This is a genomic window from Arcicella sp. GW458-12-2-14-TSB2 (assembly GCF_059423785.1).
Genome location: NZ_JBWKYN010000001.1, coordinates 16,293 through 40,306, shown reverse-complemented (window position 1 = coordinate 40,306; position 24,014 = coordinate 16,293). Strand labels below are relative to the sequence as shown.

Here is a 24,014-nt window from a genome sequence, read left to right as displayed (position 1 = left end):
ACTTAAATCCTACTGATTACCCAAAAGTATATAAATAACTAATAATCAATATTTTATCTCTAGCGAGGGACTTAAGTCCCTCACTAGAGATAAAAGCTTCACATAGTCATGCTGTGACATGAGGCTACCAAAGCTCGGTTTGAAAGACGATTTAAGCCTATTTGAATCAATTTTATCAATAATCATATCCTTATTTTAACTTTTTAAAAGATATGGGTACTCAGTAGGACTTAAGCCACCAGCGAATAGAAAATATGAGATATTAACAGTCTCAAGAGAACAATCGGAATTTTTAAAATACCCTCACTTCTTCAAAAAACACTTCTCAAAAAAAGAGCCATTCTTCAAAGAATATTCCAGTGTAGCCGTGCTATCGCCATACATTACTTGCTGGAAAGATAGCATATTATGCAATTGTCTATAGTCCGCTTTTACGATGGTAGTCTGTGGTTTTGAAGGCAAAATGCTTTTATAAACTTGATGTAAAGTAGGCAAAGTATTAATAAAAAAGAATACAATGCCCAACCAATAAAATATTTTGCGACTACGGTGATGCACAAAAACATAAGCAATGGCAACCGTAAGAATGAGCATAGCAGGAATAGAAGCCCTAATGTTTAAATCGTTAGCAATACCGATTTTATACAAGGGGATAATGACGAGAAACAACAATGAAACCTCTACCATCTTTTTGAAAGGATGCTCGAATTGTCTTAGGAAAAAATACCACGTTAGGAAATTGAAAACGATGTAAAAAAGATAACACCAATACCATTGATTAATTCCTGCTTGCCACATAAATAAGGTATTACCATGATTTACCCCTTGCGTACTCAGGAAGTAAATCATTAGTGGACTAAAGCCTATCACTAACACTATCTTCAGTAAAACGCTTTTCCATTGAAAGAACACTGACCAATTACTTAGATAATAGTACAGAACAAAAGGAAAAATGCCAATGCTTGCTAACGGACTCCAATACATGGTTGCTAATAACATCAATAAGATTTCATCTAAATTCACTCTCTTTACAAAGTTGGCTTCTAACATAAAACAAGCACCCAAACAAGCAGGCAAAATATGTTGTGGTGCTAAAGAAAATCCATCCCAAAAAGGCGGACGCATTAGCCAGAAAGCATTGAGTTTTACATGATAGGGGGGATAGATATAAGATTGAAAATCTAGCCAATAAATGACTTTATAACATAGCCAAGCGTTTGAAAACAAGACGATTACAGCAATAGCCATAATCCTATATTTATCTAAAAAAGTACTTGCCCACATAAATACTAAAAAAGTACCAGTGGTACTCCAAGCCAAAGAGATATACCGACAATATTCTAATCCAACGATTTTGCCCAAGCCAGCTGTAGGTAAATAATAGCCCAGATAGTAGCACATATAAACCTTAAATGTTGGATAATACAAAGGCCATTGGTTTTGTACAAGGTCGCGGTATTTTAGGTTATTTGCCATGAAATCAATGGATTGCTCTCTGAATTCACCAATACCTACCAATAAATTAATAACTAAAGCAAGGATAAAAGCCACTAAAACCGTAAGCCAAGAGAGTGGGGTTTTTAGGATACGAAAATCATAAGAATGAAGATTTTTAAGATACTGAAAAGCAAAAGCACTAATTATTAAGCAAGCAGAGATACCAACTTCAAGCTTTACCCATGTCAGTAAAAAAAGGTAAGTAGGAATCAATAAATAAACCAGCGAGCTAATTTTTAAGAGTTTTATGATTTTCATGCTGAGTAGGTTGAGCAAATTTTCTCTAAAATTAAGCTGAGTAATGGTTTTTGTAGCATTAAGTTTGATTTTTTATAATGTTAATGGGGGGTTAGCTTGTGAAGGGGTTTTAGATTAGACAACTTTTTAAAAGTTGTCTAATCTGTAGAAAAATCTTTAGAAAGTTAAAATGTACTTATATCATTTGCCCCATAGCTGGGTCAGTATAGCTTTCTTTACCAGTTTCAATGTGTCCTGCATAACGTTGCTCAAAGGTTGGGTTTCCTTCAATTTTTACTGAAACGTCATACCATGCATGACTTTTTGCTAAATCTAAAGGTACAGACACCGTTTTGCCTTTGGCTACTTCTACTACTTTTTTGCCTGTCTTATAGCTCATATCCTCAATGACAAAACGTAGTGTTTGTGCGTCAGTATTTTTTAGCATCAAGACAGCATTTCCTGTCAAACTTGGTTTAGTGCCTTGATACGTTAGTGTCGTTTCAACCTTAGGATTTATAGTATTTCCTTTAAAACACCTAAAAAAACCATTCGGACCATACACCTCTATATGATATTGATTATCACCAAAATCACTTAATTGCCAACTATCCTTTAATATATCGCCAGCTTTTACAGCGTAATTGCGTGTATGTAATTCATCTTTTTGTGCCAATGATTGGCGAGCATAAACTGTAAAGGCAGCCCCCGCTGATTTTGTGCCAAATACTTTATTATCAGCCGAGAAAGTAATATCAAAGGATTTTTTATCAGCACTCAAACTACCTTCTACATATAATTCATAAGGCAACGCACAAGCTTTACGAATCCCTTTTTCTTGTTTAGGCATTAGGTCAGATGCAGTACCTTTTGTATTAGCTTCGCTGATTTCTGTCGCCGATAAAGCCTTGAAATTAGACGGTACATTCTTGAATTTAGCTTTATGTACGCTTTGAATAAAAGGTTCTTTTTCAACAAAAGTAGGGAGCGCTATTTTCTCGCCATTGTAAGGTTTAAATACCGATGTCAAATCTCCACAGATAGTTCTTCTCCATTCCGAAATGTTTTCTTCTTTGATATTTTTCTTCGTTTTTTTGCTCAGAAATTTCTCTAAAAACTGTAGGATAGAAGTATGGTCGAATATCTCAGAGCATACATTGCCTCCTCTGCTCCAAGGCGAAGCAATTACTAAAGGTACTCTAAAACCTAAACCGATAGCACCATCACGTGTTTCGGTTTCTGGATTTTTATAACCACGTTTTTTCTCATCATTAATATTCACTTGTTCTACCGACACATCAATGCCTGATGATACTTTGCCAGTATTAGCTATTTTATGATGTGGAGGAAGGAAAGGAGGAATATGGTCGAAATAACCATCGTTTTCATCATACGCTAAAATGAAAATAGTTTTCTTCCAAACCTCTGGATTTTGCGTAAGAATATCCATCACTTCTGATAAATACCAAGCCCCATACCACGGAGCGCCTGGGTGATCAGAAAAGTTTTCGGGAGCAACCAACCACGTAACGGCAGGTAATTGGTTAGTAGTTACATCTTGTCGGAATTGGTACAAGACATCCCCTTTAGGAACTTCTAGCTTTCGGGCTATACCATTGTCAGTATATTCTAATGAAGTAAGCTCGTGAAAATGTGGGTCGTTGCGGTTGTTAGTAAATGCTTTCTGGTGAATGTTTTGCTGGAAAGCAGAAAGCTTTGCAAAATTCTCTGGTGTATAATTAACAATATCTTCCTGAGCAATTTTTAAGTACATTTTCTTCTGTGCCAAAGCCCTTTCTGCTTTTTTCAAAGCATCGCTACCCGCAGCAAGCGTAGGGATTTCGCTAGTCAGTTTTTCAATTTCTTTTGGTAAAAACTTCACTACCTCCTGAATATAGCGATAGTATTCTGGTGAAAATTTTACTTGATATTGCTCAAACCATTCAATAGGGTTATCCGTAAAATTAGCTAACCAAGCATCGCCTTCACCCTCTAAGCCTGTAGGCAAACTGATTTCATTTTGATATATTTTCCACGAGATACCATTTTCTTCCAAGCGTTCAGGAAACGTTTTCCATTTAGCCCATTTGCCATAATCAACATCCTCATTTTTAACGTTAGCCTTTGAAGAAAAATCTTGTTTCTCACGAATCGTACCCGTCCATAAATATAAACGATTAGGCGTTGTCCCTGTTAACGAAGAACAGAAATTTTGATCACATACCGTAAAAGCATCTGCCAGAGCATAATAAAAAGGAATATCCTCACGATTATAATAACCCAGTGTCAGGGGTAAATCTTTATATTCTTTATGTCCAGATTGTTTTACATGAAGCCATTTGTCATTTTTACCACCGTTCAGAGCATCCACTTGGTTTTCCCAAGAGTGTGGTAATGAACTCATCCAAGTGGCATTAGAATCTCGCAGGTTTAAGCGAAAAGGAGCAAAGGTTTCACCTTTTTCGTTTTGTTGTAACCATACTTTATTTTTACTAGGGAGCGTAATAGCACGTGGGTCGTTAAAACCACGGACACCTTGTAAAGTACCAAAACAATGATCGAACGAACGGTTTTCTTGCATCAAAATCACGACATGTTCAGCATCCCAGAAAGTACTTCCTTCGGCAGGGTTAATGGCCATAGCTTTTTGAATAGAAGCAGGTAACATCCCTAGAAAACTTGCCCCACTGGCTAATACAGACGCTTTTTTGATAAACTCTCTTCTTGATTCCATGTGTTGATTTTGTTATTGACTATCAGAATTCGGATGTCGGGAATCTGAAAAGATTCACCTAACCACTTCTGTTAAATAGATAAGTTGATATGGCTACAAAGATAGAGTAGGGACGAGGATTAAACTGTACTGGTATATTATTGCTTTGTTAAGGAAATAGAAAACCCTATAAAATGCAAACGGTAACCGCAAGGGCTACCGCTACATGTTATAAATAATTGATTTTGGTTGATAAAAGAACAATCTCTACACCAAAGCCTCAAATAAAATCTCAACAGCATGTTTAGCCGTCCTACCAGTACCATCATGAATTTGATGACGACAACTTGTACCAGAAGCAGCAATGATTACATCTTCACCTTGCTGACGAATCGTTGGGAAAAGTACCAATTCACCTACTTGGTTTGATAATTCAAAATGTTCTTTTTCATAACCAAAAGAACCCGCCATACCACAACATCCCGAAGGAATAATTTGTACTTCGTAGTTTTCTGGCAACGAAAGGGTCTTCTTTGCTGGCACTAAACTAGATAATGCTTTTTGCTGACAATGCCCATGTAGTTTAATTAAACGTTTTTCAGTAGTGAATACCTTTTTAGAAATACGCTTTGCATCAATTTCTTTGGCTAAAAACTCTTCAATCATAAAGACATTTTTGGCTAAAGCTTTTGCTGAATCTACTAAATCATCATTTACCAAATCAGGATATTCATCACGGAAAGTTAGAATCGCCGAAGGCTCAATACCTATCAAAGGTGTTTCTGCCGTAATGACATCTTTTAAAAGGCTAACGTTTTTATTCGCCAATTTCTTAGCATCATCTAACAAGCCTTTTGATAACTGAGGACGGCCAGACTCTGCATGGTTAGGAATAATTACTTCATAACCCAAACGATTCAACAACTTCACAGCTGTAATACCGATTTCAACATCATTATAATTAGTGAATTCGTCGATAAAGAGATAGACAGGCTTCAGCCCTTCAGAGAGGGGAGTTTTTATCGAAGAGTTTCCCCCCCTCTCTGAAGGAGAGGAGGCAGGGGGGGTGAGGTTCTTCTCAGCCCATTTCTTCAAAGTAGTATTTGCCAACAAAGGCATCGTTCTGTCAGGGTGAAACCCTACTACAGTATTGGCAATTTTACGAAGAGCAGGTGTGTCAAAAATGAAATTATAAGCCCAAGGTACATAAGATGCCACCTTTGAAAGCGATGAGAAATTCGCCACTAAGCGACTACGAATAGGTACACCATTTTCTTTATAATATTGGTGCAAAAATTCCATTTTCAATTTCGCTACATCCACATTGGATGGACATTCGCCTTTACAACCTTTACAAGCCAAACATAAATCAAATACTTCCTTGATTTCTTCGTGATTGAAACGATTGGCTTTGTCTGAATGCGTTAAAAATTCACGAAGAATGTTGGCTCTAGCACGGGTAGTTTCTTTTTCATTGCGTGTAGCCATATATGATGGACACATCGTTCCGCCCGAAGCAGGCGTTTTTCTACAATCGCCTGAGCCATTACATTGCTCTGCGTGTTGTAAAATATTTTGGTCTTGAAAACGGAAGGTAGTTGTAAACTCAGGTGTTTGTTGCCCTGGAGTATAACGTAAAAATGTATCCATAGGCGGTGTATCCACAATCTTGTTGGGGTTAAACACATTGTATGGATCCCAAGTACGCTTTACTTCCTTCATCAACTCGTAGTTGTGTTCACCCACCATTTGGCGGATAAATTCACCACGCAAACGCCCGTCGCCATGTTCACCCGAAAGTGAACCTTTGTATTTTTTCACCAAAGTAGCAATTTGTTCAGCTATCAAACGGAATTGCTTATTTCCTTCTACGGTCTTTAAATTGATAATCGGACGTAAGTGAATTTCGCCAGAACCTGCATGAGCATAATGTACTGAATACATATCATTAGCAGTCAGAATCTCATTGAATTCACGGATAAAATCTGGTAAATCGTTTACATCCACCGCAGTATCTTCAATGACAGCGACGGCTTTTTCATCCCCTGGAAGGTTAGACAATAAGCCCAATCCTGCTTTTCTAAGGTTCCATACCTTTTTAGTATCTTCACCATATATTACAGGGAAATGATAGCCCAAACCAGCCGCACGCATTTCTGCTTCCATGGCTTTAGCTTGTTGTTCAATTTCCTCTTTATTATCCGAACGCAATTCTACTACCAATAAAGCCCCTGGGTCGCCTTGTACAAAAAATCTGTTTTGACTATGTTCTACACTCGCTTTAGTACATTCCAGAATATAATGGTCAATCAATTCTGAAGCTGAAGGTTTGTATTTTAAGGCAATCAAATTAGCCCTTAACGACTCCTCCACATTATTAAAATGCACACAAACCAAGCCTATTTCTTTAGGAGGTAAATCGTTTACATGCAATTTAATTTCTGTCAAAAAGCAAAGCGTTCCCTCTGACCCAGCAATCAATTCACAGAAATTGAAAGGTTTGCCTCCTTCAGTATAAGGCTCGCAATTCAATAACATATCTAAGGCATATCCCGTATTTCTTCTTTCAATGGTTGGTTTAGGAAATTCATTCTTGATTTCCGCCTGATTTTTTTCATCTGAAAGTACCTGATTGGTTTTCAAATAAATTTTATCCAGTAGAGTAGCCGACCCATTTTTACTTCGTGCTGACTCCACAAGGGCATTAAACTCGTTTAAGCTATCACTTTTAAAAACCACATCAGTTCCATCCGCTAAAATAGCTTTTACTTCCATTAAATGCTCGCGGGTAGAACCATACACTACTGAGTTTGAACCACAAGAGTTATTACCCACCATACCACCAATCATGGCACGATTGGCAGTGGATGTTTCTGGTCCAAAAAACAGACCATGTTTTTTAAGTTCTATATTCAGTACATCACGCACTACCCCTGGTTGTACTCTTACCCAATGTTCATCCTTATTGACTTCCAGTATCTTAGTGAAATTCTTAGAGACGTCCACAACGATGCCGTTTCCAACTACTTGTCCTGCCAACGAAGTACCAGCTGTTCGTGGAATAATGGAGGTCTTATTGTCACGAGCGAAATTTATTAATTTTCTAATATCTTCAATCGTTTTAGGAAGAGCCACCGCTTGTGGCATTTCTCTGTAGGCCGAAGCATCAGTAGCGTAGAGCGTACGCATGACGGTATCGAAATAGAGTTCACCTTCTAATTGACTGGCAAGTTGAGTAAGAATGTTTGGATTGGTCATTTTTGGATTTTACAAAGAATAATATAGTTTTTCTAAGTTCTTTTTTCAGACTTCAAATTTACCAATAAAATCAATTTGAAACTTAGAAAAATATTTTATTAAGATATTTGTATTGAAAAAGTACAAAAATACATTAATAGAATGTCAATTGAAAATTTAACATTTTTTAACAAAATAGCCTTTAAGCACTTTATTTGAACAGTTTTGTCAAGGACAGTGATATTGGTTAAGTTTTTTAAATAGGTATAAGTACAATTTTATTATAAAAATAAAAAAAGAGGTAATTAAATTTTTTCCTAAAAAAATTAAATTATAGAAACTTTTTCCTCTACTTTGCAGTGATTTATTAGAGCAATTTTACATTTTTTATTGCGAAAATACCAAAGTTTCATATTTTACATCCATTCTTTTTGAAACTTTATTAACTCGGTAGCATTCCTTTCGTTCGTCATAAAACTTTGTAAAGTTTCTCTGGATTTCATTAACCATTTTAAAATCTTAACAAAACCTTATGAATAATCATTTTTACAGATGGTTCTGTCGCTTTGTGCGACAAGGTGCAGCATCAAACTCGCTAGTTAAAGTAGTCATGATGGCTGTCGCTATGTTTGTATCTATGGGCGTAAATGCTCAGGATAGAACTATAACTGGTAAAGTAACAGAATCAGGAGACGGTTCAGGATTGCCAGGTGTATCAGTTGCAGTAAAAGGTACAAGTAGAGGTACTCAAACAGATGTTAACGGAGCTTATAAGATTTCTGTGCCTAGCAATGCAACATTGGTATTTACTTTTGTGGGTTTCGCAAAGCAAGAAATTGCAGTAGGAAGCCAAACTGAAGTGAACGTAAAATTAGTTTCTGAAACTAAAGCTTTAGACGAAGTAGTGGTAGTAGGTTATGGTACAACTACTAAAAAGGATGCAACTGGTGGTGTTGTAGCTTTAACTTCTAAAGATTTCAACAAAGGTGTTATCGCTTCTCCAGAACAATTATTACAAGGTCGTGCGGCGGGTGTTCAAATGACACCAAACAGTGGTGAGCCAGGTACTGGTATTAATATCCGTATTCGTGGTACCACTTCAATCCGTTCTGGTAATGGTCCATTATATGTTGTAGATGGTATTCCTTTGGATGGTTCAAGTACAACAGATGGTGCTGACGGTAGTGCTGGTTTCGGTAATGCAGCCGCTAAAAACCCATTGAACTTTATCAACCCTAACGATATTGAAAATATCTCAGTATTGAAAGATGCTTCTGCGGCAGCTATTTATGGTTCTAGAGGTGCAAACGGTGTTGTATTGATTACAACTAAAAAAGGAAAGTCTGGACAAAGTAATTTAAACTTCTCGGCAAATACTTCAATTTCATCTAATTACAAGAATTATGATGTAATGTCACCAACTGATTTCTTGAAAAATGCTACAGCTGCTGGCTTAGATGTTTCAAGTAAATTGATTAATGGTGGTGCTACTACAGACTGGCAGAAAGAAGTATATCGTACAGCTATTACACAAAACTATAACTTGAGTTATGGTGGAGGAAACGATAATACTAACTATTTCTTCTCTTTAGGTTATAACGACCAACAAGGAACAGTAAAAGGTACAGCAATGAACAAGCTTACGGCTCGTATCAATGCTACGCACAAATTGTTTGATAACAAAGTGGTTTTAGCAGTAGCAATGACTACTTCAAGAATCAAAGATAAAAGTGCTGCGATTGGTGGTGACATCGGTTTTGAAGGTAACGTAATCAGTAGAGCGATTCAAACAAACCCTACGTATCCTATCTATAACACTGATGGTTCATTCTTTACAAATGGTACGCCTGCTTTCCGTAACCCAGTTGCTTTATTAAATCAAATCAGTATTGGTGCTAATACAGGAAGAACTTTGATGAACTTCAGTGCATTATGGAATATTACTAAAGATTTATCTTACAAAGCTAACTTTGGTTTAGATAATTCAGATGCAGTAAGTAGAACAGCTGTTCAGCCAGGTGCTATTGGTTTTGCAAACAGTATTGCTGGTAACCAAGGTTATGCTAGAATTGCTAACCGTTATATCACTACTACTACTATCGAACATACTTTGAATTACAAAACAGTAGTAGGTAAATCAAAAATTGATGCGATTGCTGGTTTCTCATATCAGAAATTCGAAAACCAAAGCAATTATGTTCAAGCACTTTATTTTGTAGCGCCACAAGGGTTTGATTTAACAAACAATATCAACTTTGTTGATAACAGTGGTACTAATAAAGCGTTCTCTGGTGGTTCAGGAAAAGGACAAAGTGATTTGCAGTCTTATTTCGGTCGTGCGAATTATTCATACAACGACAAATATTTGTTGACAGCTACGCTTCGTGTGGATGGTTCATCTAAATTTGGTATCAATAACAAATACGGTTATTTCCCATCTTTTGGTGCTGCTTGGCGTTTATCTAACGAATCTTTTGTTCCGAAAGAGATTTTCTCTGATTTGAAATTAAGAACAGGTTATGGTATCACTGGTAACCAAGAGTTCCCATCAAATACTTCATTGGCTACTTATGCACCTAACTCAGGTTCTGGAGGTTTAGCTAAAGAAAACGTTCCGAACCCAGATATCAAATGGGAAACAACTACTGCTTATGGTGTAGGTCTTGACTTCGCATTATTAAAAGGTAAATTATCAGGTACAGTTGATTATTTCAACAAAAGTACAAACAACTTGTTGTTCCCTTTTGCTGCACCTCAGCCAGACGTAGCAACAACGAGATGGAGCAATATCCCTGCCGATATCAGAAACACAGGGGTTGAATTTAGCTTGAATTACCAAATCTTATCAGGTAAGAAATTAGATTGGGAGGTAATGGTTAACAGTACTTTCTTGAAAAACAACGTTGCTAGATTAGACGTTGCTACTATCCAAACAGGTAACTTGTATGGTCAAGGTTTATCAGGTGCTTATATTCAACCAATTACTCAAGGATATCCATTATATGGTTTCTTCTTACAGGATTTCAAAGGATATGATGCTAATGGTAATACTATTTTAGGTGCTGAGAAAACATACAAAGGAAGTCCATTCCCTACTATGACTTGGGGTTTAACTAACAACTTTACTTATGGTGCTTGGAATGCAAGTATCTTCATCAACGGTCAGTCGGGTGGATATATTTACAACAACACTGCCAACGCAGTATTGAACAGAGCTTCATTGAAACAAGGAAATAACGTAACATATCAGACAATTTCAAGTACTACTGGTCAAGCTTATGGAGATGCTCCAGTGCCTTCTACGTTCTTCTTAGAAAAATCTGATTTTATTCGTTTATCTAACTTGTCAATAGGTTACACAGTGAAATTACCAGCTAATAGCTATGCTAAATCGCTTAATATTTCATTGACTGGTCAGAACCTATTATTGATTTCTAACTATACAGGATTAGACCCAGAAATTAGTAACCCAGCCGCTGCTAGAAACAGTGTTCCATCTTTAGGTATTGATTATATTTCATATCCAAAAGCAAGAGCATTTACTATTGGTCTTAGTGCTAATTTTTAGAAATATTTTAGTGCCAATTCATAACAAAATAGTTTAATTAAATTGTTTGAATAGTACTTAGTTGAAAAAATCTGAAATATCAAAATGAAAAATATAAGAAAAATATTAATCCCTTCATTAGTCATTGCATTAATGGGCGGAACTATGGGATGTAGTAATTTAGATGACGTGGTTCTTGACCGTGTGTCTGATGCTTCATCTGTTCAACCAGATTTGACATTAAAAGCTGCTTATAATAGTTTAGGTACTTTTACTGACCAAGCTGCTATCTACGCATTAACAGAGCATCCAAGTGATGAGATGCAAGGCCCAACCAGAGGTGCGGACTGGGATGATAACGGTAGATGGAGAAACCTTCATACACATACTTGGACAAACCAAAGTGATGACGTATTGAACGCTTGGAATAACTTGAACAGAGGTCATGCCTTAGCAAATGAAGTTATTGGTAATACTAAATCTACAAAGGCTCAAGTTGCTGAAGCTAAGTTTTTGCGTGCATTTTACATGTTTTATACAGTAGATTTATTTGGTCAGGTTGCTTTCAGAGACTTAGCAAAGCCAGGTGATTTACCAAAAGGGTTAAGCCGTAAAGATGCTACTGCACAAATAATTGCAGAAGTTCAATCAATTATGGGTGACTTACCAAGCGCAACTGCTACTAATACAGGTACTGCTACTAAAGAAGCTGCTTCTTTCCTTTTGGCAAAATTATATTTGAACAATGCAGTATTTGCACAAGACCCAACTAAACCTGCTGGTCCGTTCACTTTTGCTAAAGCAGATATGGATGCAGTAGTAACTAATGCTGATGCTATCATTAATTCAGGTAAATATACTTTAGCGGCTAATTATTTTGATAACTTTCATCCAGACAATAGTACTAAGTCAAAAGAGCTAATTTTTGTAATCCAAAACGAAAAAGGAGCGAGTCTTACAAATAACTCATCTGTAAGAAACCGTTATTATATGACATCACACTATAGTACTATTCCTAGTGGATGGAATGGTTTTACTACTTTAGCTGATTTCTATAACAGTTTTGATAAAAAAGATAGTCGTGTAGGAGCAGCGATTCCAGGCTTAACTGACAAAGGCGGTGTTCGTGCTGGGTTCTTGATTGGACAGCAATATGGATTGAATGGAGTAACATTGTTGGATAGAGAAGGTAAACCATTGATTTTCACGCCTGAAGTTGACCTTAAAAATGCTAATGAGAGACAAGGTATCCGTGTAATTAAATATACACCAGATATCACAGATATTGATTCTCCTGCAAATGACTACGTGTTCTTCCGTTATGCTGACGTTTTATTGATGAAAGCAGAAGCTTTATTTAGAGGTGGAAATACTTCGGGAGCTTTAACAATCGTTAATAGCTTGAGAACTACTCGTGGAGTTGACCCATTAACTACTTTAACTGAAGCTTCTTTATTAGCAGAACGTGGACGTGAAATGTACTGGGAAGGTTGGAGAAGAAATGACCAGATTCGTTTTGGTAAATTCTTAGCACCAGTTGATAACCGTACAGCTACGTCACCTGACTACCGTGTTGTATTCCCTATTCCTCAAAGAGAATTGGAAATCAATCCAAACTTGAAGCAAAACTTTGGTTACTAGAAGATTTGAATATTAATGCAATAAAAAAAATGCTCGTACATACGAGCATTTTTTTATTAATCTCATCTGTCAATAAATTTTTAAAATAGAATGATTAAACGTGTTTATTTATTATCTAAAGTATTTATAGTATTCATTCCTTGCTTTTTTTTAATGGCTTGTTCTGCTGATAAAAGAGAAGAAGAAATTTATCAATCATTAAAGAATAATCAATCTAAGTTTATCTTTAAATTAAATGGAGCAAATTTCTATAATGCAGAGAGTATTTTTACCGGACATTTAGAAATTGTAGAACGCTCTTTTACAATCAATTTCTTTGATCAATTTGAAGGAAATACCATGGTACATTTTAGTGGGATAGACTGGTATAAAGGCAGACCCATTAAAATACCTATAAAATTAGCCAGTAGTTACTCTAACGTGATGTTTGGTAGAATAAAGGATAAAATAAATAAACTTGGTGAAGGCTATTTGATGTCAGAGGGAACTATTACTTTCAAAGTACTTACAAAAGAAAAAATAGTGATTAAAATTGAGGGTAAAGCAAAGAAGTATCCTAAAATTGATATTGACCACCCTACTTATGATGTTCAAGGATTGATAGTTTGTAAAAACCCCAAAATTGATTTCTTAGAGATTGATGAGAAAAAAGCATTCTACAGTAACTACTAAAATGATTATAACCTTTCATCGTCAAGCATATTAAATATTGTTTTAGACATGATTTTAGCAAAGCCTAATAAGTTTATTGTTTTGTTGATATTTATACTTTTCTCATGTACGCTACTAGCACAACAAAGAAAAGCATATTCATTAAAAGGAAATGTAACTGATGCCCTAACAGGTAAGCCTTTGGTGGGGGCTATTATTTCGATAGATTTTAAGAAATCAGGTATTTTAACAGACTCACTGGGTAATTATTTCCTTCGCATTCCTGAGGACGAATATGTGTTGAAAGTGTCATATCTGGGCTATAAACCTTTTAGACTATATGTTAAGCTTAATAAAAATACAGTAGTTGATATACAGCTTCAAGATGTTACTAAGCAATTAGAAGAAGTTATCGTATCTAGTATTGCTACCCGAAAAAATATTCTTACACCTTCGTTGGGGGTTTCTTTACTCAGCATGAAAGGTATCAAGAAGATTCCAGCTATGATGGGCGAAGTAGATATTCTGCGTAGCCTTCAAACCTTGCCGGGGGTGTCTTCGGTAGGGGAAGGAGCCAATGGTTTGAACGTGCGTGGTGGAGCTGTTGACCAAAATTTGATTTTTATTGACGATACGCCCATTTTCAACCCAACGCATCTTTTTGGATTGTTTTCAATTTTTGCTTCAGACGGTATTCGCGAATTAGAACTATATAAAGGCGGAGTACCTGCTCGTTTTGGGGGGAGAACAGCCTCAGTGTTGGATATTAAAATGCTTGACCCAAGCCTAGATAAATTTAAAATTGAAGGCGGAATAGGCCCAATCTCTAATAGATTATTGCTGGATGTGCCAATCGTAAAAAACAAACTATCTATTTTAGCAGTAGGGCGGGTATCTTATAATGATTTTTGGTTCAAAGCCTTTGCCCCTGATAACATCAAAAATACCAGAGCCAATTTTTATGATATAGCTACTAAGGTATTTTATAAGCCTAATAAAAACAATACCATCTCGTTGATGACTTACCTAAGTCATGATTATTATCGAGTTGATTCGTTATTTAGCTTAGAAAACGTAATTGCCAAAGAATCAGAATTTAGATATGGACATCAGAATGCATCTTTGAAATGGAATCATTACATCAGTCCTAAAGCAAGTTTTGAACTAATAGCTGCTTTTAGTAAATATAAAACTACCACCGAGTCGCCTGATTCAGTTAACCGAATTGATTTAAAGAACAGTATCCAGTACCAAAACTTCAAAGCCAACCTCGATTATGCCTTTAATGAAAAACACAAAGCTAATGTTGGCTTTAGTACTGTTAGATATGATTTAAGTCCTGGGAGCTTGAATAGAGACATTGTATCGAAAATCTCAAAAGTTGAATTAGAAAAAGAGCAAGCCCTAGAACTAGCCATTTATGCTGATGATGAATACAAATTGAATGATAAACTAACCATTCAGTATGGCTTGCGTTATACCCAGTTTTTAAATATAGGGCCTATTGAAGTAAGGAAGTATCTGGAAGGTGAACCAAAATCTACCGTGTCGCTGATTTCGACAGAACTAAAAAATGGTGTTGCCAAAAGCTACGGAGGTTTTGAACCAAGATTAACGATGCTGTATGTATTTAACCCTACTACTAGCCTTAAGTTTGGATATAACAGAATGCAACAGTTTTTGCATTTGATTTCTAATAATACCACTCCTTTACCCACTTCTCGCTGGAAAATTTCTGACGAAAACGTATTACCACAAATAAGCGATTTTGCTTCTATTGGATACTTCAAAACATGGAATGATAATGTTTGGGAAGCATCTTTAGAAACTTATTTTCGTAACATTAACAATGTAGTAGATTATGTTTCGGGTGCGAATTTGCAGTTGAACCAAACCTTGGAAACACAGCTACTAAAAGGTAAAGGGCGTTCGTATGGTGCGGAATTGATGATTACTAAAAAGAAAGGAGAGGTAACAGGGTGGATTAGTTATACTTATGCGAGGTCGTTTATACAAACTACGGGGCAATATCCAGAACAGCGAATTAATGGAGGTAATTGGTATCCTGCCAATTATGATAAGCCCCATACGGTTAATATAGTGTTTAATGCCACGCCTGATAAACACAATAGTTTCTCGTTTATTTTTGCCTATAATACTGGCCGACCGTTTTCGTCACCAGCAGGTACTTATACGCTCGACGGTCAACAGTTGCCTTTGTATTTGAGTAGAAATAATGATAGAATTCCTGATTATCATCGCCTAGATTTTTCTTGGACGATTACCAACCCAAGTATGAAAGAGAAACGGTGGGAGGGAAGTTGGATTTTTACAGTATATAATATTTACGGACGTTCGAACCCTTATTCTGTATTTTTTACCAATGGTAAAGACGGAACAAAGGTATATCAGCTAAGTGTTTTTGCGAGTCCTTTGGTTTCATTAGCTTATAATTTCAAATTTAAATGAAAATTGTAAAGCGTCTTATGCTCTATTTTTTACTGTTCTCAGTGGGCTTTTGGTCTTGTATTACCGAAGTTCGAGACTTTGAACAAATAGATAGTGCCGCTTTCCTGTCAGTAGAAGCTACGCTTTCGAACCAAAAAGGACCACATAAAGTAATACTTTCTTTTTCATCGCCCAGTATCACAATCAATGTTGAGAATGTCCCAGTTAAAAATGCACATGTGTTTATCACAGACGATAAAGGAGGACGAGAAAATCTCACGGAAATGGATAAAGGCATTTATGTAACTTCGGCTACTTATCGTGGTATTATGGGCAATGCTTATACTTTACACATTGATTTACCTAATGGAAAAAAATATGAATCTAGTCCTGAAATATTAAAAGCTGCTCCAACTATTGATAGCATTAAGGCTCAATTTAATGTAAATAATAATTACCCATTAACGGATGCTCGCAGTGTAGGCTTTGATGTAACGCTTGATTTCAAGGACTCGCCCGAAACCTCAGATTATTATCAATGGAAGTGGACGCATTATGAACGTACTGTCTTTTGTGCTAGTTGTGAACGTGGTTATGACTATTCACTAAAAAAATGTAGCATAGAGCCAAATTATCCATACGGACAGACTTTTCCAGAATTAATAAATTATGGTTGTTTGGAGCCTTGCTTTGATATTTCGTTTAACGAAACGTATAATATATTGTCGGATAAATTGATGAATGGGCAGCAAGTAGTTAATTATCCTATTATGCGGGTACCCTATAGTAGTATGAGTATCTATTATTTGAAGATAGAACAGCGAGCCATTTCTGAAAAGATGTTTCGATATTTTAGGAGTATCAAGGATGTTACCCAAGGTTCGGGAACGCTTTTTGACGTACCTGCCGAAACCCAGTTTAGTCCGAATATGGTTTCCTTGAGTGACTCTAATGAAAAAATTCTTGGTGCGTTTCAGGTGTTTGGTTCACAGGAAAAGATTATCTATGTGAATAGACAAAGAACAGATTATTCACCTGTACGGATAGTTTATCGAGGACGAGAGTTACCAATACCAACAGGGGGCAGTAGCCCGAAAGCTTATTGCATAGAAAGTAAGTACAGAACTAAGACCGAACCTGAAGGTTTTAAAGAGTAGATTTGAGACTTGAGCCATGAGATTCGAGCTATGAGCTTTGAGTTATCAGTTTTTAGCAATGGGTTTTGAGTCAGTAGCAGGTTGAAAAAAGACAATATGTCTCTTTGGAATAGGGTGCCAATTGTTCGCGTTTTTACAAGTCCTTTGGTTTCTTATAGCTTATAATTTCAAATTTAAATGATGGTTATGAAGCGTTTTATCATATATTTTTTACTATTTTCAGTGGGTTTTTGGTCTTGTATTACTGAAATACGAGACTTTGAACAGATAGATAGTGCGGCTTTTCTAACGGTAGAGGCTACGCTGTCGAACCAAAAAGGACCACATAAAGTAGTACTTTCTTTTTCGTCGCCAAGCATTACGATTAATGTGGATAATGTACCTGTAAAAAGTGCACAAGTGTTTATCACAGATGATAAAGGAGGAAGAGAAAATCTCACGGAAACAGATAATGGTATTTATGTAACTTCGGCTACTTATCATGGCATTGTGGGCAATGCTTATACTTTACACATTAATTTGTCCAATGGGAAAAAATATGAATCTAGTCCTGAAATATTAAAAGCTGCACCAGCCATTGATACCGTTAAGTATCAATTTAGCGTAAAAGATAATTACCCATTAACGGATGCCCGCAGTGTAGGATTTGATGTAACGCTTGATTTCAAGGATTCGCCCGAAGCTGATAATTATTATCAGTGGAAATGGACGCATTATGAACGTACCGTCTTTTGTGCCAGTTGCGAACGTGGTTATGACTATTCTCTTAAGAAATGTAGTATAGAACAGAATTTTCCACAAGGGCAAACTTTTCCAGAGTTGATAAATTATGGGTGTAATGAAACCTGTTTTGATATTTCGTTCAATGAAACGTATAATATATTGTCGGATAAATTGATGAATGGACAGCAGGTAACCAATTATCCAATTGCACGTGTGCCATACAACAATAAAAGTATCTATTATCTGAAAATAGAACAGCGAGCCATTTCTGAAAAGATGTTTCGGTATTTTAGGAGTATCAAAGATGTTACCCAAGGTTCTGGAACGCTTTTTGACGTACCAGCCGAAACGCAATTTAGTCCGAATATGGTCTCCTTGAGCGACCCAAATGAGAAAATCCTTGGTGCTTTTCAGGTGTTTGGCTCACAAGAAAAGATTATTTATGTGGATAGACAAATAGGCACTTTAAATTACTCGCCTGTATTGGTTGTTTATCAAGGAAGGGTGTTGCCTCCTCCACCAGGTGCTATCAGTGGTCCTAAAGCCTATTGTGTAGAAGGAAAATACAGAACCAAGACTGAGCCAGAGGCTTTTAAAGAATAACTAAGTAGCTATTGCTTTAAGTCATTAGCAATCAGTTCTGTTGAAAAGAACAGTGCTGATAAACAAATACTTGACATTTTATATGAACAAAAAAAAGAATATATATTCCTTTACGATAGGGTGTTTGTGTCTACTATTTTTTAGTGCTTGTAAAAAAGATAAAACACTTTTTGAACAAGTAAATGCTGAAGAAATTGGCATACAATTCGCTAATAATGTTCAAGAATCTGAGAAGGAAAATATCTTGAATTACGAATATTTTTATAATGGTGGTGGGGTGGCTGCTGGAGATTTTAATAATGATGGATTAACGGATTTGTATTTTACGGGCAATCAGGTTGACAATAAATTATACCTCAACACTACCAAAGATAATAAGCTAAGTTTTGAAGATATTACCAGCAAAGCGGGCGTAATGGGAAGAAAAGGAGGTTGGAAAACAGGCGTGAGTATTGTTGATATTAATGCCGATGGTTGGCTAGATATTTACGTGTGTTACTCTGGACTTAGAGAGACTAGCTTACGCAAAAATCAACTTTTTATTAATAACCATAACCTTACTTTTACGGAAAAAGCGGAGGAATATGGGTTAGCCGATTCAGGCTATTCAACGCAGGCTACTTTTTTGGACTATGACTTGGATGGTGATTTAGATTGTTTTCTTATCAATCATAATTTAGGTGGGTATCAACGCAAAGAGGCCGCTGTAATGCGGAATGCACGAGATGAAAACGCAGGAGATAAACTGTTCAGAAATGATACTAAACTAGGGGAAGCAGCCCATTTTACAGATGTTTCTATCCAAACAGGTATCAAGGGCAACCCTTTAGGATTTGGCTTAGGGGTGTCTGTTGCGGATGTGAATCAAGATGGTTATCCAGATATTTATGTGACCAACGATTATGTAGAAGATGATTACTTATACATCAATCAGAAAGATGGCACTTTTAAAGACGAATTGCGAGATAGAATTGAGCATACGGCCTATTCTGCGATGGGGGTAGATATTGCCGATGTAAACAATGATGAATTGCCAGATATTTTTACGTTGGATATGTTGCCAGAAGACAATGCTCGCCAAAAATTATTATTATGGTCGGATAGTTGGAATACCTACGATGCACAGTTGAGAAATGGCTTTTGGCATGAGAATATGCGCAATATGTTGCAAATGAATTTGGGCAATGGAGCATTTGCTGAAATAGGACAATTAGCAGGTATATCGAATACCGATTGGAGTTGGGGAACGCTCTTGGCAGATTTTGATTTAGACGGCTACAAAGATATTTTCGTGAGTAATGGTTTGGGGAAAGACTATACTAATGCCGATTTTATTAAATACTTTAGCGAGCAAGAAGAAAATGGGATTAAAAAGCCACTGCTAGAGCATTTAAAACAAATGCCCACGAGCCAAACAAAGAACTATATTTTTAGAAATAACCATGACCTGACTTTTTCTAATGAGCAACAAAACTGGGGATTTGATACGCCTACAGTAGCAAGCGGAGCAATTTATGCAGATTTGGATAACGATGGTGATTTAGAAATCATTACGAATAACTTGAATGAAACAGCCCATATCTACAACAACAAAAGCATTGAAGAAAATGCTAATGCTAAATTCTTGAAAATTCACTTAAAAGGGAATGTGCTAAATCCTTGTGGTATTGGTGCTAAAGTAAGCATTCGTTCAGGAGAAAATGTACAGATTCAAGAAGTTACGGCGACACATGGTTTTCAGTCGAGTGTGATAACGGATTTGCTTTTTGGCATAGCCGAAACAACAAAGCCTTTAGAAGTAACCATTGTGTGGAGTAATGGCAAATCACAGAAAATTACAAATCCTGTAGTAAATCAAACATTGGTAGTAGAGGAGAAAAATGCTGTAACGGCATCTAGTACAGTATCAACAACAGAAAATGTTTTATTCACTGCGACTGAATCGCCAGTATTTTTCCCAGAGATAAATCCGATTAATAATTTTGATAGACAGGTAATGTTGCCTACGCATTATTCATATTCTGGACCAAGAATGGCAGTTGGAGATGTGAATGCAGATGGTAAAAAGGATGTATTTATCTGTGGGACAAAGATTCAAGTTGGGGCGTTTTTCTTACAAAATGCTAATGGTAGTTTTACTAAAAAAGAATTGCCGAATCTTGCCCCAAAGTTTAATCAGGATGCTGTAATCGCAGATTTTAACGGAGATAAATTTCCAGATTTATACATTACTAATGGCAATTATGGGAATGCTCAGTATGAAGAACAAAACGACGAGCTGTGGATAAATGATGGGAAAGGAAATTTTCACAAAAGCATCTCTTTTGAAGATCAAGCCAATAGCTCATGTGTAAAAGCCGCTGATTTTGATAAAGATGGCGACGTCGATTTATTTGTAGGTGGGCATATCAAACCCAATAGATTTCCAACAGAGGAAGAAAGTTTCTTATTGAAAAATGATGGAAAGGCGCATTTTACAAAAGTACCTTTAGGCGTTTTAGGATTGGTAACAGATGCTACGATGATAGACACTGACAAAGATGGTTTTGACGAAATTATTGTAGTAGGAGAGTGGATGTCGCCAGTATTATTAAAGAATAACAAGAACTTTCGTTTTACTCAGGTAAGTTTGGGCATACCTTCTGGTTGGAATTACAGGATTGAAAAGGCAGATTTAGACAACGATGGTGATGAAGATTTGGTGCTGGGGAATCTTGGAACAAATACTCAAATAAGGGCATCGAAAGCGGAACCAGCCTTTTTAATATATGATGATTTTGACCAGAATGGAACGATGGATTTCTTCTTGAATTATTATATTCAAGGGCAACCGTATCCAGCTTGTTCAAGAGATGAAATGGCGGAGCAGATTCCTGCATTGAAGAAAAAGTTTCCTAATTATCAAGTGTTCTCGGAAGCTAAAATGGAGGATTTCTTTGATGCCAATCAGTTAGCAAAAGCTAATAAGAAGGAAATAGCTAATTTAAAAACCATCGTCCTTGAAAATAATAAAGGTACGTTTGTCGCTCATGAATTACCGCTTCAAGCACAATATGCACCCGTATACGCTATTTCGATAGAAGATATTGACCATGATGGAAAGAAAGATTTATTGTTGGCAGGAAACAACAGTAAATTTAGATTGAGAATTGGTAAGGTAGATGCCAATTATGGCGTAGTTTTGTTGAACAAAGGCAATTTTAGCTTTACAAACCTGCCCGTTACAAAATCAGGTTTGTACTTACGAGGCGATGTTAGAGAAACCAAAGCTGTAGATAAATTTCTGTTTGTTGGCGTAAACAACGATAAGTTGAGAGTATTTAAGCAATAAGCTGTCAGCATTGAGCTATGAGCAATGAGAGAGCAGTAAGAGTGAAAAAAAACAAAAAGTAAAACGCTCATAGCTCATAGCTCATAGCTCATAGCTTAAAGCTAGAAGATTAACCATTTTTATCAATAATAAAATTATATTCAATGAAGTATTTAGGCACATTTCTGATGGTGCTTTGCGTCTCGTTTATAGGCTTAGCACAAAAATCAATCGAAGTAAATTCGCCCGATAGTCGCCTTAGACTAAATGTTACGCTTCTGCAAAACGGAGAAGTTACATACAGTGTTCTCCTTAAAAATAATGCTATTATAAAGCCTTCTTCACTAGGTTTTAGGCTGAGTAAACCCGCTTTATTACTTAATTATTTCAACATAGTTTCTGTGGATACCTCCACGCATCATGATACGTGGACACCCGTTTGGGGTGAAGTAAAAACTATTACTAATCATTACAAAGAAGTAAAACTAAATCTGAAAGCCGTTAAAGCTGGTAATGTACTCGTGCAAATAGTGTTCAGACTGTTTAATGATGGCGTAGGGTTTCGCTATGAATTTCCTGAACAAGCTAATTTTAAACATTTTGTGGTTGACGAAGAATTAACACAGTTTAATTTGGCAGGAAACAACAAAACCTTCTGGATTCCGGGAGACTATGATACCAATGAATATTTGTATAATACCACCAAGTTTAGTGATATACACGCACTTGCGGCAGCGAATAAGGAAAAAGATATAGCCTTACAATCATTAATAGCAGATAATGCTATCCAAACACCTTTGATGATGAAAACGCCAGAAGGGGTTTATGTAAACATACACGAGGCCGCTTTGGTGAATTATCCAGTAATGCATCTATTAGCTGATAGAAAGAATTTTAAACTCTCGACACATCTTACTCCTGATGCAGTAGGTAACAAAGCGTATTTGCAAACGCCTGCCAAAACCCCTTGGCGAACCATCATTATCAGCGATAAGGCTACAGATATTTTGGCATCCAAAACGATTTTGAATCTGAACGAGCCTTCTAAAATCGAAAATACATCTTGGATAAAGCCACAGAAATTTATTGGAATGTGGTGGGAAATGCACGTAGGAAAAGCGACTTGGGAAAAATCCAGTGGAAAACACGGTGCTAATACGGCTAATGTGAAGAAATATATTGACTTTGCATCAGAAAACGGCTTTGATGGCGTTTTGGTAGAAGGCTGGAATGAAGGTTGGGAAGACTGGTTTGGGAATTGGAAAGAAGAAGTATTTGATTTTGTAACGCCATACGCTGATTATAACCTAGACGAATTGCTAGCCTATGCTAAACAAAAGGGCGTAAAACTAATTATGCATCATGAAACATCAGGTTCGGCTACTAACTATGAACGAAGAATAGACAAAGCCTTTCAGTTGATGAACGAAAAGGGCATCAATACCGTAAAAACAGGCTATGTAGGTAAAATTATTCCGAGAGGGGAACACCATGATAGTCAGTGGATGGTGAATCATTATAATAGAGTAGCGGACAAAGCGATAGATTATAAAATCATGTTAGAGGCACACGAGTCTGTGCGTCCTACGGGTTTGCATCGAACATATCCAAACTGGCTGGCTAATGAAGCCGCCCGTGGGAACGAGTTTAATAATGCCCCAACCTTAGGCTTAGTACCCGAACACGAAACCATTTTGCCATTTACCAGACTGATGGGTGGCCCGATGGATTATACACCAGGGTTTTTTAGAATGCACTTGAATCAGTTTGTACCCGAACGCAAAACTAGGGTAAGAACGACTATCGCCAAACAATTGGCCTTATATGTAACCATGTATAGTCCTTTGCAAATGGCAGGCGATTTACCTGAGAATTTCAATGTTCATCCTGATTTATTACAATTTATTAAAGATGTACCTGTGGATTGGGACGATACTAAAATTCTGGAAGCAGAACCAGGGGATTATATCACGATTGCGCGTAAACAAAAAGGGAAAGACAATTGGTTTGTAGGAGCTGTAAGTGATGAAAATACCCATAAAGCAACTATCAACTTCAATTTCCTTGACAAAGGAACGAAGTATCAAGCCATTATTTATCGTGATGCACCCAATGCCGACTGGAACACTAATCCTGAGGCTTATATCATCGAAAAAGTAGTGGTGGATAGCAATAGTATATTAAGCATTAATTTAGCAAAAGGCGGAGGCTGTGCAATCAGTATATTCAAATAAGTTGGGCGTTTAACTT

Annotated in this window: 11 protein-coding genes; 8 read left to right on the top strand and 3 right to left on the bottom strand. The window is 36.6% G+C overall.

All coding sequences use genetic code 11. From position 1 onward, the window contains the following. Nucleotides 1–303: 303 nt before the first annotated feature. The 3 genes from AC07XN_RS00115 to AC07XN_RS00105 form a co-directional block, all read right to left on the bottom strand. Nucleotides 304–1,755, bottom strand: a complete 1,452-nt coding sequence (locus tag AC07XN_RS00115; protein ID WP_494741585.1) for a hypothetical protein — start codon at nt 1,753–1,755, stop codon at nt 304–306. A 175-nt stretch (nt 1,756–1,930) separates the two neighbouring features. Then, nucleotides 1,931–4,468 (bottom strand): phosphocholine-specific phospholipase C, encoded by a 2,538-nt coding sequence (locus AC07XN_RS00110; RefSeq protein ID WP_494741584.1) that lies wholly within the window; start codon nt 4,466–4,468, stop codon nt 1,931–1,933. 246 nt (nt 4,469–4,714) lie between these two features. Then, a complete protein-coding gene (locus tag AC07XN_RS00105) occupies nt 4,715–7,705 on the bottom strand; it encodes an FAD-binding and (Fe-S)-binding domain-containing protein (RefSeq protein ID WP_494741583.1) in 2,991 nt (996 codons plus the stop codon). A gap of 511 nt (nt 7,706–8,216) precedes the next feature. Here AC07XN_RS00105 and AC07XN_RS00100 point away from each other — a divergent pair. The 8 genes from AC07XN_RS00100 (at nt 8,217) to AC07XN_RS00065 (ending at nt 23,998) form a co-directional block, all read left to right on the top strand. After that, entirely contained in the window at nt 8,217–11,252 is a 3,036-nt protein-coding gene (locus tag AC07XN_RS00100) for a SusC/RagA family TonB-linked outer membrane protein (RefSeq protein ID WP_309914604.1), read from the top strand. 84 nt (nt 11,253–11,336) lie between these two features. After that, entirely contained in the window at nt 11,337–12,872 is a 1,536-nt protein-coding gene (locus AC07XN_RS00095; RefSeq protein ID WP_494741582.1) for a RagB/SusD family nutrient uptake outer membrane protein, read from the top strand. A 90-nt stretch (nt 12,873–12,962) separates the two neighbouring features. Continuing rightward, nucleotides 12,963–13,544 carry a hypothetical protein gene (locus AC07XN_RS00090; protein ID WP_494741581.1) on the top strand — a complete coding sequence of 194 codons (582 nt, stop codon included), beginning with the start codon at nt 12,963–12,965 and terminating at the stop codon, nt 13,542–13,544. A gap of 48 nt (nt 13,545–13,592) precedes the next feature. After that, nucleotides 13,593–15,992 carry a TonB-dependent receptor gene (locus tag AC07XN_RS00085; RefSeq protein ID WP_494741580.1) on the top strand — a complete coding sequence of 800 codons (2,400 nt, stop codon included), beginning with the start codon at nt 13,593–13,595 and terminating at the stop codon, nt 15,990–15,992. Nucleotides 15,993–16,009: 17 nt separating this feature from the next. Continuing rightward, nucleotides 16,010–17,128, top strand: coding sequence for a DUF4249 domain-containing protein (locus tag AC07XN_RS00080; protein WP_494741579.1), 1,119 nt, complete (start codon nt 16,010–16,012; stop codon nt 17,126–17,128). A 186-nt stretch (nt 17,129–17,314) separates the two neighbouring features. Next, nucleotides 17,315–18,454, top strand: a complete 1,140-nt coding sequence (locus AC07XN_RS00075; RefSeq protein ID WP_494741578.1) for a DUF4249 domain-containing protein — start codon at nt 17,315–17,317, stop codon at nt 18,452–18,454. 82 nt (nt 18,455–18,536) lie between these two features. After that, nucleotides 18,537–21,785, top strand: coding sequence for a VCBS repeat-containing protein (locus tag AC07XN_RS00070; RefSeq protein ID WP_494741577.1), 3,249 nt, complete (start codon nt 18,537–18,539; stop codon nt 21,783–21,785). Between the two features lie 143 nt (nt 21,786–21,928). Beyond that, the gene (locus tag AC07XN_RS00065) at nt 21,929–23,998 is read left to right on the top strand and encodes a glycoside hydrolase family 97 protein (RefSeq protein WP_494741576.1); all 2,070 of its coding nucleotides are present in this window, start codon (nt 21,929–21,931) and stop codon (nt 23,996–23,998) included. The last annotated feature ends 16 nt before the right edge of the window (nt 23,999–24,014 follow it).